Source organism: Vibrio fortis (assembly GCF_000695685.1).
GTDB lineage: Bacteria > Pseudomonadota > Gammaproteobacteria > Enterobacterales > Vibrionaceae > Vibrio > Vibrio fortis_A.
Map to the genome: position 1 here is coordinate 58,552 of NZ_JFFR01000013.1, position 14,988 is coordinate 73,539.

The 14,988-nt window shown below is 42.9% G+C and carries 9 protein-coding genes; 3 read left to right on the forward strand and 6 right to left on the reverse strand.

Features of this window, described 5'->3' with window-relative positions; all coding sequences use genetic code 11:
* Positions 1 to 123: 123 nt before the first annotated feature.
* Positions 124 to 1,140, forward strand: a complete 1,017-nt coding sequence (locus VFDL14_RS13915; RefSeq protein ID WP_032550703.1) for a LacI family DNA-binding transcriptional regulator — start codon at positions 124 to 126, stop codon at positions 1,138 to 1,140.
* 81 nt (positions 1,141 to 1,221) lie between these two features.
* Here VFDL14_RS13915 and VFDL14_RS13910 read toward each other — a convergent pair whose 3' ends face one another.
* From VFDL14_RS13910 to VFDL14_RS13885, 6 genes are read right to left on the reverse strand one after another with little or no spacing between them, the layout of a single operon-like run.
* Positions 1,222 to 4,674, reverse strand: a complete 3,453-nt coding sequence (locus VFDL14_RS13910; protein ID WP_032550704.1) for a hypothetical protein — start codon at positions 4,672 to 4,674, stop codon at positions 1,222 to 1,224.
* A gap of 59 nt (positions 4,675 to 4,733) precedes the next feature.
* Entirely contained in the window at positions 4,734 to 5,738 is a 1,005-nt protein-coding gene (locus VFDL14_RS13905; RefSeq protein WP_032550705.1) for an ABC transporter ATP-binding protein, read from the reverse strand.
* Entirely contained in the window at positions 5,728 to 6,702 is a 975-nt protein-coding gene (locus VFDL14_RS13900; protein WP_032550706.1) for an ABC transporter ATP-binding protein, read from the reverse strand. The genes VFDL14_RS13905 and VFDL14_RS13900 overlap by 11 nt, the downstream gene beginning before the upstream one ends.
* Positions 6,699 to 7,691, reverse strand: a complete 993-nt coding sequence (locus tag VFDL14_RS13895; RefSeq protein ID WP_032550707.1) for an ABC transporter permease — start codon at positions 7,689 to 7,691, stop codon at positions 6,699 to 6,701. The genes VFDL14_RS13900 and VFDL14_RS13895 overlap by 4 nt, the downstream gene beginning before the upstream one ends.
* Before the next feature lie 9 nt (positions 7,692 to 7,700).
* Entirely contained in the window at positions 7,701 to 8,675 is a 975-nt protein-coding gene (locus VFDL14_RS13890; protein ID WP_032550709.1) for an ABC transporter permease, read from the reverse strand.
* A gap of 43 nt (positions 8,676 to 8,718) precedes the next feature.
* Positions 8,719 to 10,341 (reverse strand): ABC transporter substrate-binding protein, encoded by a 1,623-nt coding sequence (locus VFDL14_RS13885; RefSeq protein WP_050487399.1) that lies wholly within the window; start codon positions 10,339 to 10,341, stop codon positions 8,719 to 8,721.
* A gap of 413 nt (positions 10,342 to 10,754) precedes the next feature.
* Between VFDL14_RS13885 and VFDL14_RS13880 the strand changes: the two genes are divergently transcribed.
* Together VFDL14_RS13880 and VFDL14_RS0123105 are read left to right on the forward strand one after the other, a co-directional pair.
* Positions 10,755 to 11,777, forward strand: coding sequence for a LacI family DNA-binding transcriptional regulator (locus VFDL14_RS13880; RefSeq protein ID WP_152549224.1), 1,023 nt, complete (start codon positions 10,755 to 10,757; stop codon positions 11,775 to 11,777).
* Positions 11,778 to 12,021: 244 nt separating this feature from the next.
* A complete protein-coding gene (locus VFDL14_RS0123105) occupies positions 12,022 to 14,799 on the forward strand; it encodes a glycosyl hydrolase (RefSeq protein WP_050487383.1) in 2,778 nt (925 codons plus the stop codon).
* Positions 14,800 to 14,988: the final 189 nt, after the last annotated feature.

The window sequence follows — 14,988 nt, forward strand, 5'->3', positions numbered from 1 at the left end:
AAGTAGAAGTAAAAAGATAAAGTAGAATCAATCACTTGCATTAGTTGGCATATTGATAAACTCAAGCTTTACCTTTCTAATTGAAATACGTCATCTATTAAACATGGAAATTTTCGACCTATTATGCAGAAACAAGTCATAACCATTAAAGAAGTCGCTGAATACGCCAATGTCTCACAAGCTACTGTTTCTCGTGTGATAAACGGTCAAAACTCTGTGAAAGAGAAAAACTTAGAAAAGGTAAAAAAAGCGATCGCTGAGCTCGGCTATACTCCCAACTCAGCCGCAAAAGCACTCGCTAGTAACCGCTCAAACAGTATCGGTATGTTAGTTGGAAGCTTGGATGGCCCCTTTTATGGACCGCTGATGCACTCTGCAGAAGACACCCTTTATAAAAAAGGACTGCATTTCATTGTTACGAGCGGTCAAGACGATGAGAAAAAGGAGCACGATGCTCTAAACTTCTTGCGCTCTAAACAGGTCGATGGTGCGATTGTTCACGCTGATAAAGTCTCTGACGATACATTAAAAAGCCTAACCAGCGATTTTAAAGCATTGGTGGTATTGAACCGAAAAATCGCCGAACTGAAAGATCAATGCCTCTATCTCGATAATGAGCTTGGTGGCTACATTGCAACCAAACACCTCTTGGACAATGGACACAAAAACATTGCGTGCATTACCGGGCCGATGTCTAAACAAGATGCTCGCGATCGCTTGCTTGGCTATATTCGAGCGTTGGCTGAGCACGGTGTACCATACGATCCAAATTTAACCATTGAAGCTCGCTTTGATCATGAAGGTAACTTTGAAACTGCATCAAAGCTGTTAGACCGAGACAACAAAATCACTGCCATATTTTGTCAAAACGATAATATAGCGTTAGCAGTTTATGATGTGTGCGTTCATCGCAATCTACTGATTGGAGAAGATATTTCAGTTGTAGGTTTCGATAATGACTTGTTGTCGAAACACATGCGACCACAGCTGACAACCGTCGGTTTTCCACTTTATGAAATGGGGAAAATAGCGGGAGATATGATCATAGACCAGATCAACGGCACAGGTAAAATGACAAGCAGGAAGTTGATTCCCACCATTGTTATACGTGATTCAGTAAAAGACATGACCACCAAGTAACACCAACAAGCCCACCTGTGCATCAAAAGAAAAAGCCATACTTGATATGGCTTTTTCAGTCTTACTTAATACATGCTAGTACTAGTGTTTTACGCTGCTCGTTGGTAGCGACACATAGATTGAATGTATCACTGCCGAGCGTTCAAATAACCATTGCGATAATTCAACGGACAGGCAATTACCTTCACATTCTACATACTGTCCATTCATCAATTTGACCAGTATAGAGGCTTGAGTGACTTCATGGTCCAGTTTGTAGACAAAAGGAACCTGACAATACGTAAAGGCCAAGCAATTACCCTCTAGCCTTAGAGATTGGTGTAACCCATCAACATCCACGTAATTGAATACATCACAATTAGAGAGGAATTCTGACGCTTTCAAAAGCGTTGGTGCTACACGTAATTGTGCTTGCTCAACCTCAATGCCTAGCTCACCGAAACGAGTGATGATCTCCTCCTTCACTTGCCCCGTCATACCAGGTTGCTGCGCTCCGACTTGCTTTGGTGTGTGCGAATATGGATCTGTAGGAAACGCCCCGTAATTATGCGGAGTCTTATTAAAGCCAATTCCTCCACGAATACGATAGTAATAGTCGTCAAGCTTAACTGTGACAGCGCTCATTCCCGTTTCGAGATAGGAAGACTGATAGCTCTCTTGCACGGCTAACAAGAGCTTAGAGACCATATGCCAGTAGATACACCCAAGCCCTTCATAACCGAACATGGTCCCAGAGCGCCCTGTAAATGCGCTATGATTGAAGACATCTTCATATAAATCTATAACTGCCTGCCAATCGGTGTCACTAAAGCTTGGATAATCGCCTTTCACTTGCTCGATTCGCTCGCAGAGGACCCCAGCATTCTCAAAATCTGCATGAAAATGATACTTCTGCTCAATGTCTTTCGAGATGATGCGCGTATCATTTCTTAACAACATATGACCTAACAATGTGCTTGATTGGACGGCAAATTGGTCGACGCAGTTCTTCTCCATAAACCCTTTGAGGGTTCGATCTGGGTACAACATAAAGGATTGTTGATCCGGTCTATACATGTCGCTAGCAAACAGATTGTCTAGCAGCTCCACAGTCTGGCTGCCATCTAAGAGACCTGCACTCAACACAGCAACTTGCCCCTCAAGCATAGGGTAAAGTTCCTGTACATACGCACCCTCATCTTTCAAATCCAAAATATTATAGGCGTTATACAGTCCATCCTTACGCTTGTTGTTAGCAATCGTGCGATCAATAAGTAATTGCGTTGTACTCATAAAGCCTTTTATGTATTGGCTATCTACCGACGTTTTGCCCGAGAAGCCCTCTTGGTAGACTTTACTGCGATACCTTTCGCCTTCATTAGCGAGATCCGTCAGAAGCGACATACGCAATTGAGGAGTTGCCGCGTCATGCTTCAAGACATTTGCTGTTGCTTCTAAGATGTAGTAGCTGCGGTTTAACCATTCACTCACTTCTTTCGAAAGCACAAGACTCTTAGGTGCACGATCCAATAACTGCGTCATAAATTCCGTATAACGACGCATATAGTAGAGCGTGACCATTGATAGACCACTGCCTACAATTGCGTTATTCGCATCGTTCCATTCTGGGCGTTGTGTATTGAGCCAAATACCACCATCAAGCACAAAATTGCTCAATTTAGCCAGCAGAGGAACCAACAACTTCTCCATCAGAGAAACCAGATAAACATTATCCGTATCGTCTAACACTAAACGTCCGTCGTTACCGAGCTTAGAACAAAGCTGATCAATAACTTTCTGTTTTTCGTCATTAAATATGACTGTGTCTTTAGGGTTTTCAAATATGCTTTCTACGCTAACAATTTCGTAAGGGACATTGGCGTAGCTAAAATGTTCTTCATTCAGCCAATTGACCAGCTCTGAACTTTGATACTTGTTCGCAAGCTCAAGCAGTTTAAGCAGATAGATAATTTGATGGTCGCCCCAGTAACCAATGTTACTCCAAGGGTTATCAAGCTCGAGCATTTCCCAATCAATACCATCCTTTGTGATTCGATATGGGTTGTAGCCATCCATTGTTGATGCATTAACAAACTTAGCCATGAATGACCCAATGAATTTTGGATAGCTTAACGCCAGTGCCTCCCAGTTCTGAAAGATATCTCGCCAATTCCCCTGATAACCAAGAAGACGGTTTCCTTCATCATCTCGAACATTAATTTCGTAATGATTCCAAGGACGACTTGGATCGCCATGGCGACGACCGAACGTCAATGGTAAATATTCGTATGCAAGTCGAACAAGTTGCTCATCTCCGGTCTCTCTTGCTAAAGAAATCAGCTCAGGGTGGCTAAGCTTAGCAGGCAATGAATTAAGCAAGGCGCTGTGTCTGTGGGCAACCAAATTATTGGTTCGTGCAAAAGTACTCTTAACATCGTCGATGTTTAGTTCATAGCTATCAACAAATACCCCACCACGCATACTGTTAAAGAGAACATTTGCATAATGATGGACGTCTGTTTCTTCTGATGAGGTGAGTTGCCATGCATCGGCACCAGACATTAAACCAATCAACTCGTCTTGATTGGCTTTTATATCAGCCTTGATCTGAGCAGTTAGTGAACGGTCTTCCAAAAGTAGCGCCTTTGTTCGCTCTACCTCTTTATGTGTCTGATCTATATCAGCTGCAATCAACCATTGTTGTTTCTGGCTCGGCTTGAGTTCAAACTCTTGATGGACAAAATAGGCACCACGCTCTCCACGTATCAAAGGTTGAGCATCAAGCTCCATATTTCTTCTAAATCGAGCGAGTTCTTTCGAACTCAGTAGTATTTGATGGTCGTTATCAACAAGAGAAAACACCGACGTTGCGCGCAACGACTCTGCAGGGTCTGCCTTATCGCTTAGCTTCGCATACAAGCTATAAAGAGCGAGTGGTAAATCCCCCACCTGCTCATTCCATTTGTATGCATCCACCAACGCACTGCTAGTTTGCATCACCGTTTTCGGGACTTCAGGCGGAAGTATGTTTTGAATGCCATCTAAGATCTCAATGCGCTTCGGTTGTGGATCTAAGTTAGATACCTCAACTTCTCGCACAAAACCAAATCGGTCAGACGTCTGCCAACTGTATTGGTAGCTCAATCCTAGAGAGTAGTTCACTTCCTGAAATACAATCTTATCCCCTGTTGAGTTCTTATAAATGTTGCGCTCAACGTCGAACTTGCCATCATGATGCGGGTTGAACGGTTCCCAAGAAACTGGAGAGTTTGTTCCTTGGTTGACCTTTAAAATCGCCTTTGAACCAGTGTTCTCTGCGTTTTCGTGAATATAGTCCACTGATCTATATGGAAAAAGTGCATTTTCAGGTCGAATTCGTCCTGCGGATAAACATCCGGTAGAAGAGATGAAAAGCCAATGATTACTCGCAGAAACAACGCTTATAAAAAACGGATTCATTGAATCAACATTGCTTATTTTGTAATAACGCTCACCGTCTAAATCGACGAACTGTCCTCGGACGTCTTGGGCTTGGCCGCTGAAATTATTTGTCATAGTAATAAACCAATTAATGTAAGCGCTTACTTCTGCGCTCGATTAAAAATACAATAGAATTAGCTGTTCGGAATATGGTGGCAACGAACAAAGTGATGCTCAGCAACTTGAGACACTCCCGGCATGGCTTGTTCACACTTGCCTGTTGCATATAGACAGCGGCTAGCAAAAGGACAGCCCTCACTCGTCGGTTTCCATAGAGGGATTTCTCCTTTTTTTGCGACAAGCTCGCGTTTACCAGCGTTGCCCACTTCCGGTACTGCCGACAACAATAATTGCGAGTATGGGTGGTGTGGATTTTGAGTCACGCTATCACTATCCCCCCACTCAACCATGTGTCCGACATACATTACTGCCGTTTTCTCTGCAAAATATCGAGCTGTAGCGATATCGTGCGTAATGTACATAAAGGAAATGCCATGTTTGTCTTTTAAATCAGCCATCAGATTAAGAATGCCTAGACGAACCGATACATCAAGCATAGAAATCGGCTCATCGGCGAGTATCACTTCTGGACTCACTGCGATTGCTCTTGCGATGGCCACACGTTGTCTTTGTCCCCCACTTAACTCATGTGGGTATTTTTCCGCAGTCTCTTTCACCGGAGATAATCCCACCATGTCCAGTAACTCATACACCAACTGCGGTATTGCTTCTTTTTCAGCGCGTTTATGGATCAAAAGCGGACGTGAAATATGATGATAAATTGTATGAACTGGATTCAACGACCCAAATGGGTCCTGAAATATCATTTGGACCTGACGAGCGTATTCAAGCTCTCCGTTTCTATCAATGTAGTCAGACAGTGGCTCGCCTTTAAATTCGATATCTCCAGCTGTTTTATCATAGATACGAGTCAATACTCTCGCCCCTGTACTCTTACCTGAGCCGGACTCACCAACGATAGCTAGGGCTTCACCCTTACGTAGTTCGAAAGAGACATCATTTACTGCACGCATTAGGTTACTTTTACTTGTTTGTCCTAGCGGGAAGTCTTTAACAAGGTTTTTTACCGAAAGCACCACATCTTTACGGCGATTAACGATCGTTTGTTCAGTATCCATGTTGGTTTCCTTCAACTAAGTGGCAAGCGACACTGTGGCTATTCCCCACCAATGTTAGGTTCGGTTCAGAGGTTGAACACGTAGCCGCACATTGATTACAACGTTCTTGAAAATTGCAGCCATCTGGAATGTTCAACAGATTCACTGGGTTTCCCGGTATTCCATGCAATCGCTCTTTAGGTCCATGTATGGTTGGGAATGATGAGATTAAACCTTTTGTATATGGGTGTTTCGGGCGTCCAAATACTGTTTCGGCGTCGCCTAACTCAATCAAGTTGCCGGCATACATAACACCAATCCTGTCGGCGATTTCTCCCATCAAGCTTAGATCGTGGCTAATGAACAAAATAGAGAACCCAAATTTGCTCTTCAATTCATACAACTCGTTTAGGATCTCGCGTTCAACAACAACATCGAGTGCCGTTGTTGGCTCATCCATGATGATTAACTGAGGCTCCAGAGCTAACGCAATAGCAATGACAACACGTTGACGCATGCCCCCGCTCAATTGATGGGGAAAGCTCGACATTCGGTCACCATGAATTCCAACCGTATTCAGCAACTCGATGCCTCGTTGATGCGCCTCCGCATACGTCACGGACTTATGCGCAACAATCACATCCGTCAATTGCTCACCAATCGAAATTACAGGGTTTAAGGAATTCATCGCACTCTGAAAAACAACAGACACGTCGTTCCAACGGAACTTACGTAGCTGCTTATTATTCATCTTCAGAACATCCTGACCTTTGTACAAAATCTCACCTTCTGAGATAAGTGCTGGCGCTTTATGTAACCGTGATATGGCAAAAGCCAATGTGCTCTTACCACAGCCAGACTCACCTGCAATACCCAGTGTTTCTCCGGGTGCAATAGACAAACTGACATTGTTTACAGCACGTGCGATACCATTTGGCGATACGTAATCGACACAAAGGTTTTTAATTTCCAATAAATTACTCATCTTAAACCTCTGCGTTTATCAGCTTCTTTCTTAAGTTTGTGCCAAAGCTTAATGTGAGGCCCCGTCCTTAACTTCGGGTTGCTCACTTGATCAATCGACATATTAATTAACGCAAGTGCACCACCAGTGATTGCCAATGCAAACGCCGGAACCAACATTTCCCACCAAGCTCCTGTGTATAGAGACGAGGAAGTCTGCGCCCAATAGAGCATTGAACCCCAACTGACTTCTGTAGCGTCACCTAAGCCGAGAATACCTAAACCCGCTTCTGAGCCCATCGCATAGATGACTGTCCCCAAGAAACCACCGAAAACGATCGAAACGAGGTTAGGCAGAATCTCGACTATGATAATGCGTATTTTGGACTCACCCATCACTTCCGCAGAAATAATGAATTCCTTATTTCGAATAGCCATTGTTTGCGCCCTGATAACCCTCGCCCCCCAGGGCCAAGAAGTAATACCGAGCAAGACCGTAATGACCAACGAGCCGACTTGCCCCAAGAACGCTGCGAGCACAATTAACAAAGGAAGTTGTGGAAATACTAAGAATACATTGGTTAGGAAGTTCAAACGGTCATCAACTTTGCCACCAAAATAGCCAGATGAAACACCGACTAACACGGCGATGGTCATAGCGATAACACCTGCTGAAATCGCAACCGTAAGTGACTTTCTAGCACCATGTAATACTTGGCTATAAACGTCTCTCCCACTACGTGTTGTACCTAGGATATGCTCCGCATTAGGTGCAACATGCGGTCTTGCAACGCGCTTTTCTGGGTTATGAGTTGCTAACACGGGAGCCAATAGTGCGCCAGCTAAGACGATGGTCAGTAAAAAAGTACCAATAATGGCTGGTGGGTTTCCGTAGAAGAAAGCATATATCCTTCCAATAACTTTCTTAATTGCAGTCCAAGAGTATTTCGACGCACGTGCTGGTAAATTAGGACCAGACGAGACCGACTTATTTGTAATTAAATTATCCATAATATGGCCTTAGTTAGAGATTCGTGGGTCGAGCCAAACATAAAGCAAATCAGCAATGAAATTTGCAGTGAGAACAGCGGTAACTAAGATAAGCAAAATGGCTTGGATGAGTGGGTAATCTCGGGCAACAATCCCTTTTAGAAGAATGTTTCCAAGCCCCTGATAGTTAAACACGACTTCCGTCATAATCGAGCCAGCGAACGAGAAACCTATCGCCATAGCAATAGCGGTGGCCACGGGTAAGATCGCGTTTCTACCTGCGTATCGAGACATAACACGGTAACTACTTAAGCCTTTGGCCTCAGCCATCGTCACATAGTCTTCCCCCAACACGTTGATCATCGCATTTCGCATGTTAAACACCCATGTAGAGATGCCTACAACGACCATAGAACCAACAGGCAATACTGCATGTTTCGCGACGCTAGAGATAAACTCCCAATTCATTCCCGGTTCAAGAGATGGATCATAGGTGTATGCAAGTGGAAGAAGTTCAAGCTTCAATCCAAAAAAGTAAAACAGTAGCAATGCAGTAACGATATAAGGAAAGTTACTTATGAACGCTAATAGCGGCGGTACCAGTTGTCCAAATATGCCCTCACGACGGTAAGAAGCATAAGTACCAATACTAACGCCTATGATTAGTGCGACGATTAGAGACCCCAGCGCCAAGAACATAGTCCAAGGTAAAGCCATGGCTAACACCTCAGAAACGCTCACCGGAAACATCAACACTGAAGGACCAAGATCCAATGTGAAGACGCTTTTCATGTAAGCAAAATATTGCTCGAATATATTACCGTCAACGAAGCCATACATTTCGCGTACTGCATCCATTTGAGCAGGGTCCATTCGACCTTGAGCAGCGGCGAAAAGTGCATCGACCGGGTCACCTGGCATAAGACGAGGCAACATAAAATTGAAAGAAATCGCGATTAAAAACGCAGTAAAATAAAAACCGAATCGGCGAACAAGAAACGACATGGTGCCATCCTTAAGCTAGGAGGGACTGGCCCCCTAATTTAGATTATTTTAGGTGGAGGTTATTCAGTATGATTACGCGCTTACCGCCATCATAAAAAACAGGCTGGATGTAAGGGTTTTCTTTGCTTGGCCAACCAGTAATCTTAGATTCGCTGTACTGAAACCATGTTGGATTCGAATACAAAGGAATAAATGGAAGGTTCTGTGCCGTGAACTCTTGCAACTTTGACAAAATAGCGGCTTGTTCAGAGCTATCGTTAGTTTTACCAAAACTGTCAATTAGAGCATCTATTTCAGGACTATTGATACCATGTCCAGCGTGCCACGTTTTACCTACGCGGTCTGAGGAAAAGTATTCTTGATACGCAACAATTGGGCTCGCAGCAGCCATAGACCAGTTAATTGAGACTTTGTATTTGCTCTCTTTTAAGTTCTTATCATATACCGCCCAGTCCACAGTTTTTACGTTTGACTTAACTCCAATCTCTTCGTAAAACTCAGTAGCCATCTGAACGACTTGAATCCAATCCGTCCAACCGTTAACCACTTCGATGTCAAATTCGAATGTCTCCCCATTCTCAAGATCGCGGAAGCCATCACCGTTTCGATCAATTATCCCAGCTTGATCTAACAAGTCAGACGCCAATTCAGGAGAGTATTGCGTAAGGTACCCATACTTTTCGTTCACCGCTTCATCGATGTCAGATTGATACAATTCCCCAATTCCACCTGGATTAAAGTTAGCGGTCGGATAACCGTATGCCGCAATATCAACAATCAAGTCTCTATCTAATGCAACTGACAAAGCTTGTCTGACTTTGACATCATTGAACGGCTTTTCTTTCGTGTTCAGATATAAGTGAATCGCATCGTTTGCTGGGTACCAGAAGTGATTATTTTCAGGATCTCGAGCAACAAATGTGTTTTCTATATCAGCAATAAAATTCGATCCCCAATCTATTTCGCCTTTAATCAAAGCCGGCTGGATCTGAGAATTATCGTTGTAAGAACGAAAGGTAATACAATCCAAATAAGGTCTGTTATCGAGGTAGTAATGCGGGTTTCGACATAGTTCCATCTGTTGGGATTTAAGATAACTCACTTCCGTCATCGGCCCACTACCGATTGGATTAGGGTTAGTGAACGTTGTTAAGTCTTTTTGTTGTGACCAAACTTTTTTAGGCACTACATGATAAGCAGCAAGGTTCCAAAGAAAGGTAGAATCTGGTTGCGCAATTTTAAAGACAATGGTTCTTTCATCAGTAGCTTCAATGTTCATTAACCTATTCGCCGACCAGATGCCTTTTTGGTCAAAAGCTGGATTTTCTCTCGTCAGCTCAAAACTAAAAACCACATCCTCTGCAGTTAGTGCGCTGCCATCTGACCATTTTAAACCCTCTCTAAGCTTTAACGTTATCACTTTGAGATCATCAGAATATGTCGCGGACTCTGCCAAGCGCCAATGTGTTTCACCAGTCATATTATTGAAGACAATCAGAGGCTCGAACATGGTTCCATGCAGAATATCTTTTGTTGTATATGGGTTGTAGTTATCTAGAAAACCAGTGTTGATAATAGGAACAGCAATTGAACCTCCCTGCTTCACCTGATCTACATCAGCTGCACATAAGCCACTGCTAAGTGCCGCACTAATGACTACAGACATACGTTTCTTCATAAATATTCCCTTTATCTAATGCAGTGACCCAAGGCCACACCAACAAAAAGTAAGCGGTTTCAATTTGTAATTGAAATCCTAGGGCAAAGATATGACAGAAACAAACGCGGAAACCTTGTTTTGCAAACATCATCACACCAATAAAATAACCATTAAAATCAACAACATAAAACAAACACACATCAATATAAATAAAATAACCTTTAATATCAACAGGTTACACAAAACATAATTTGACATCAAACACATTGTAAATGTGACCACCACCTCAAAAGAAAACGCTTACAAACTAAATTTTTGAGTTAGTATTAATTCAACGACCTCAGAAGGAGTACTTTCACTCTATCTATAGATAATTAACTAAGTGTTGGAATTATATTTGATAAGTTGAGATGGATATCATGGACAAGAACACAATCACCATAAAAGAGGTCGCTGAATATGCCAATGTATCTCAAGCGACTGTATCTAGAGTTATAAATCAACAATCGACAGTAAAAGAAAAGAACTTAATCAAAGTATTAAATGCAATTAAGGAGTTAGGATATACACCCAATTCAACAGCGAAAGCACTAGCAACTAAGAAATCGAATAGCATTGGGATGTTAGTAGGCAGCCTTGATGGTCCCTTCTTCGGCCCACTGATGCACGCTACAGAAAACGAGATCTATAAACTAGGTCTGCACCTTATCGTAACTAGTGGGCAAGATTCACTAGATAAAGAGACTGAATCACTCAAGTTCCTTCAGTCAAAACAGGTTGATGGAGCAATCGTACACTCTGATAAAATTAGTGACGAAGGGTTGGTCAATTATGTCAAAGCATTCAAAAACTTTGTCATTCTAAATCGTTATTTACCTGACCTTGAACCTCACTGCCTATATGTTGACAACGAACTCGGCGGTTACCTTGCAACCAAGCATCTTCTTGAAAATGGTCATAAAAGGATCGCATGTATTACAGGTCCACTTGTTAAGCATGAAGCTCGTGATCGATTACTTGGGTACATGAAAGCTTTGGCTGAATCTAACATCGAATATGACCCTTCACTGATTATCGAAGGACGATTTGATCACAAAGACAACCTAGCAAAAGCGAATCAGTTAGTTAATAACATCAATGATGTGACAGCTGTTTTTTGTCAAAACGACAATATAGCCCTAGCCGTTTATGATGCTTGCTCTCAGCACAACCTTCTTGTCGGTGACGACTTATCTATCGTGAGTTTCGACAACGATCTAATGTCTAAGCACTTGCGACCATTATTAACGACAGTCGGTTTTTCTATTCATGAAATGGGGATGATTGCCGGACAGATGCTGGTTGATCAACTATCTAACAAAGACAATTTGAAAGGAAAAAAGTTAACTCCTTCATTAGAAGTTCGTGAATCCGTCAAGAAAATAACCGAAAACACTAAATGATATTAATCGAAGAATTTCACTTAGAATCTGTATTTATTTACCAACAAGAAATTTAGGAATTATATAAAGCCACCTACTCCCAAATTAAAACATCAAACGTTAAGCACGATTAAAACAAAAAGTAAGCGCTATCTAAAAATCACAACGGATGTGAAGAGTTTGAAACCTAGTCAACGTGAAGATTTCTCAGCATTTTCCATCCGAAAATCAACTTATATCTACACTTTTAATAAGGTTCAATAACATGTTCAAATACAACAAGATATACTTATCTATGTCGTTAACTATGGCACTTAGCGCCTGCGGTGGAAGTAGCGGAGATAGCAGCAGTGTTCCCGACGCGGATGCCGATACTATAGCACCTGTGATCACCCTCATTGGTCTTGAAAGCGATTCCACTGAAATCGGTCACAGCTATGTTGATCCTGGCGCGACGGTTACTGACAACGTTGATACAGATATTGACCTCATCGTCGATAGCAATGTCGATATCAATCAGCTTGGCGTCTACAAAATTCAATACCGCGCTACTGACAGCGCAGGAAATACTGCTCAAAAAACTCGTACCGTAACTGTAAAAAGCCCTGCTCCTCCTGTTACGGGAGATTACTTAGTATTTGGTGCTGGTAATGTTTCAACTAAATTCAACCCTTTAAGCTATGAATGTACCATTGACTATGGTCATTGGATTCACAGCGCTGGGGTAGTCAGCCCTGCGGTTGCGGGGTGTAACGCAGATGGTACGCCTATTGGAGAGGCTCAGCCGGTCGTTCCACAAGTCACTGGAAAAGCAGCCTCTTTACCAGTACAGGCTCACCGTTGGTGGGGATCTCTTTCATTTATGGGTGAGATGGAGATCGGTAACCCTAACCACGCAGGTTATTTAACGCCAGATCCGATGCTCGTGCGCATTACTAACACTGGCGTACGTATCTTAGGTATTCCATCAGGTTTGAGGGGCGTAGGAACCGACGTGTTCCAATATCAGATCCCAGATCCATTCGCAGAGACCTTCGATGGAGTAACCGTTGTAAACAGTGCGCATGATCAGCTAGAAGCCAAACTCCAAGAAGCGAGCGACGGTTCCGTCACTGTCGAATGGCAAACTCAAGCTGGTGAAGCAGTAATGGAGGCAACATTTGTACATGGTTCCCCATACGCCTTTTTCAAAGTCCATAGCGGTAACGCTGAACTGCATACCTTTAGATCCGATAGCGGAGAAAAAGGAATTTCTTATCCACAGAACAACAATACACTGGGGGTTTGGACCAACGTAGCTGGCAACAAAACAGAAGTGTTAATTGTTGGCGAAGGCGAGACAGAGTTTACCGACACCAACAGCGATAAAATTGGTATCAACAATGATGCCAATGAGTTCACCATCGCTTTATTGCCCAATGATAGTATGAGCATAACCCAAAAAGTCGCCTTTTATGCTCCAAAAGCTCGGAATGTTGTCAAGTCAGTGTCTGTCGATTACCAAGTAAACCGTGACGATGGTGAGGTCAACATAACTCACTCCTATTCGGATGAGAATGGACAAAAGATAGAGACTGTTGCAGGGCTTCTTCCTATGGCGTGGAAGAACCAAGACGCGATTGACTCTGAATATAAAATGCGCAGTGCTCGCGGAGTGACTAAATTTGCCCAAACGGATTCATTCAGTTACTCGCTGCCATTCATTGGCGCGCTTCCTTATTTACCTGCAGATATTTCTTCTTTGGACACAGCGACATTAACTCAGCATATTAATGACTTCATTGCTCTCGGCGAAGAGAACTGGCTTAACGAGTATGACTCTGACGGTTACACCATAAAAGGGGAGTATGCGGACACCTATTGGGCAGGTAAAATTTATGGGCAAGTCGCTGAATTGGCGGCCATCAGCGATTCCTTAGGTCTTGAAGCTCAAAACTCTCAGTTTATTCAGTGGCTTAAAGTTGAGCTAGAAGACTGGTTTACGGCAAATACAACGGGTGATCTCGATACACAAAAATATTTTGTCTACGACCAACAATGGAACACACTTCTTGGCGTTAAAGAATCATTTTTGTCCCACCAGCAATTAAACGATCACCATTTTCATTATGGGTACTTTGTACGCGCCGCTGCCGAAATTTGTCGTCAAGATGTGAATTGGTGTAGTGATACCCAGTACGGACCTATGATCGAATTACTGATAAGAGACTACGCCGCAGGAAAAGATGACGACATGTTCCCATACATGCGTCACTTTGACCCAGCAAACGGCTTTTCATGGGCATCTGGAATGGTGAACTTTACACGAGGTAATAACAATGAATCGACCTCAGAAGCGGCCAACGCCTATGGCGCAATGGTACTTTACGGTCTAGCAACAGGCAAAGACGAATTTGTTGAGAGAGGTATGTATACCCATGCATCAACTACTAACTCATTTTGGGAGTATTGGAATAACATCGACGCTTATAGTGTTGAAAATAATGATACCGACAAAGACAATTTCCCTCCGAGTTACAACCGCATAACCACATCTATCATATGGGGGGATGGTGCGACATTCTCAACGTGGTTTAGCCCCAAGTATACCCATATCTTAGGAATTCAAGGCCTTCCATCCAATACACTTTCTCTGCACCTTGGGCAACATACTGACTACATGACGGACTATATCTCTCTAGGGTTGAGCGAAACGCCTAACGGCAAGCCTTCTGGTCTTGGGGAAGATGAGTGGCGTGACATTTGGTGGAATATCACTGCAATGCACGACTCAGACGCCGCTATCTCTGACTATGAAAGCTATGGTGATTACGTCGCAGAACGCGGTTCAAGTAAGGCACATACCTACCATTGGCTCCATGCATGGGACCAACTAGGTACGATGAGAACGGATATCAAAGCCAACCACCCGACTGCCGTTGTCTTTGAAAAGTCGTCACAAAAAACTTATTCGGTTTATAACTATGATACGACCGAAAAAACAGTAACGTTTAGTGATGGTACTGTTGTCTTAGCCGCACCAAATGGATTTACTCTTCAATAGGTGATTCGATTTATAAACTAACATTAAGGCGCCTGATTGGCGCCTTTAATTTAGCAAACAATACTTTATTACCAATCACAGTAGGTAAGTGATAATAAATAGCGCAGGAAAAAGGCAGCTTTTTTCAACAGAGAAATTCGGTAAGCAGTTGTTCTAAAAACAAAAATTCTAACGCAGTTATCGTTCATT

What these genes read in the sequence shown, in the direction of transcription:
- VFDL14_RS13880 (WP_152549224.1), top strand. Translation starts at nt 10,755, where the DNA reads ATGGACAAGAACACAATCACCATAAAAGAGGTCGCTGAATATGCCAAT.
- VFDL14_RS13900 (WP_032550706.1), bottom strand. Translation starts at nt 6,702, where the DNA reads ATGAGTAATTTATTGGAAATTAAAAACCTTTGTGTCGATTACGTATCG.
- VFDL14_RS13895 (WP_032550707.1), bottom strand. Translation starts at nt 7,691, where the DNA reads ATGGATAATTTAATTACAAATAAGTCGGTCTCGTCTGGTCCTAATTTA.
- VFDL14_RS13905 (WP_032550705.1), bottom strand. Translation starts at nt 5,738, where the DNA reads ATGGATACTGAACAAACGATCGTTAATCGCCGTAAAGATGTGGTGCTT.
- VFDL14_RS13910 (WP_032550704.1), bottom strand. Translation starts at nt 4,674, where the DNA reads ATGACAAATAATTTCAGCGGCCAAGCCCAAGACGTCCGAGGACAGTTC.
- VFDL14_RS0123105 (WP_050487383.1), top strand. Translation starts at nt 12,022, where the DNA reads ATGTTCAAATACAACAAGATATACTTATCTATGTCGTTAACTATGGCA.
- VFDL14_RS13885 (WP_050487399.1), bottom strand. Translation starts at nt 10,341, where the DNA reads ATGTCTGTAGTCATTAGTGCGGCACTTAGCAGTGGCTTATGTGCAGCT.
- VFDL14_RS13915 (WP_032550703.1), top strand. Translation starts at nt 124, where the DNA reads ATGCAGAAACAAGTCATAACCATTAAAGAAGTCGCTGAATACGCCAAT.
- VFDL14_RS13890 (WP_032550709.1), bottom strand. Translation starts at nt 8,675, where the DNA reads ATGTCGTTTCTTGTTCGCCGATTCGGTTTTTATTTTACTGCGTTTTTA.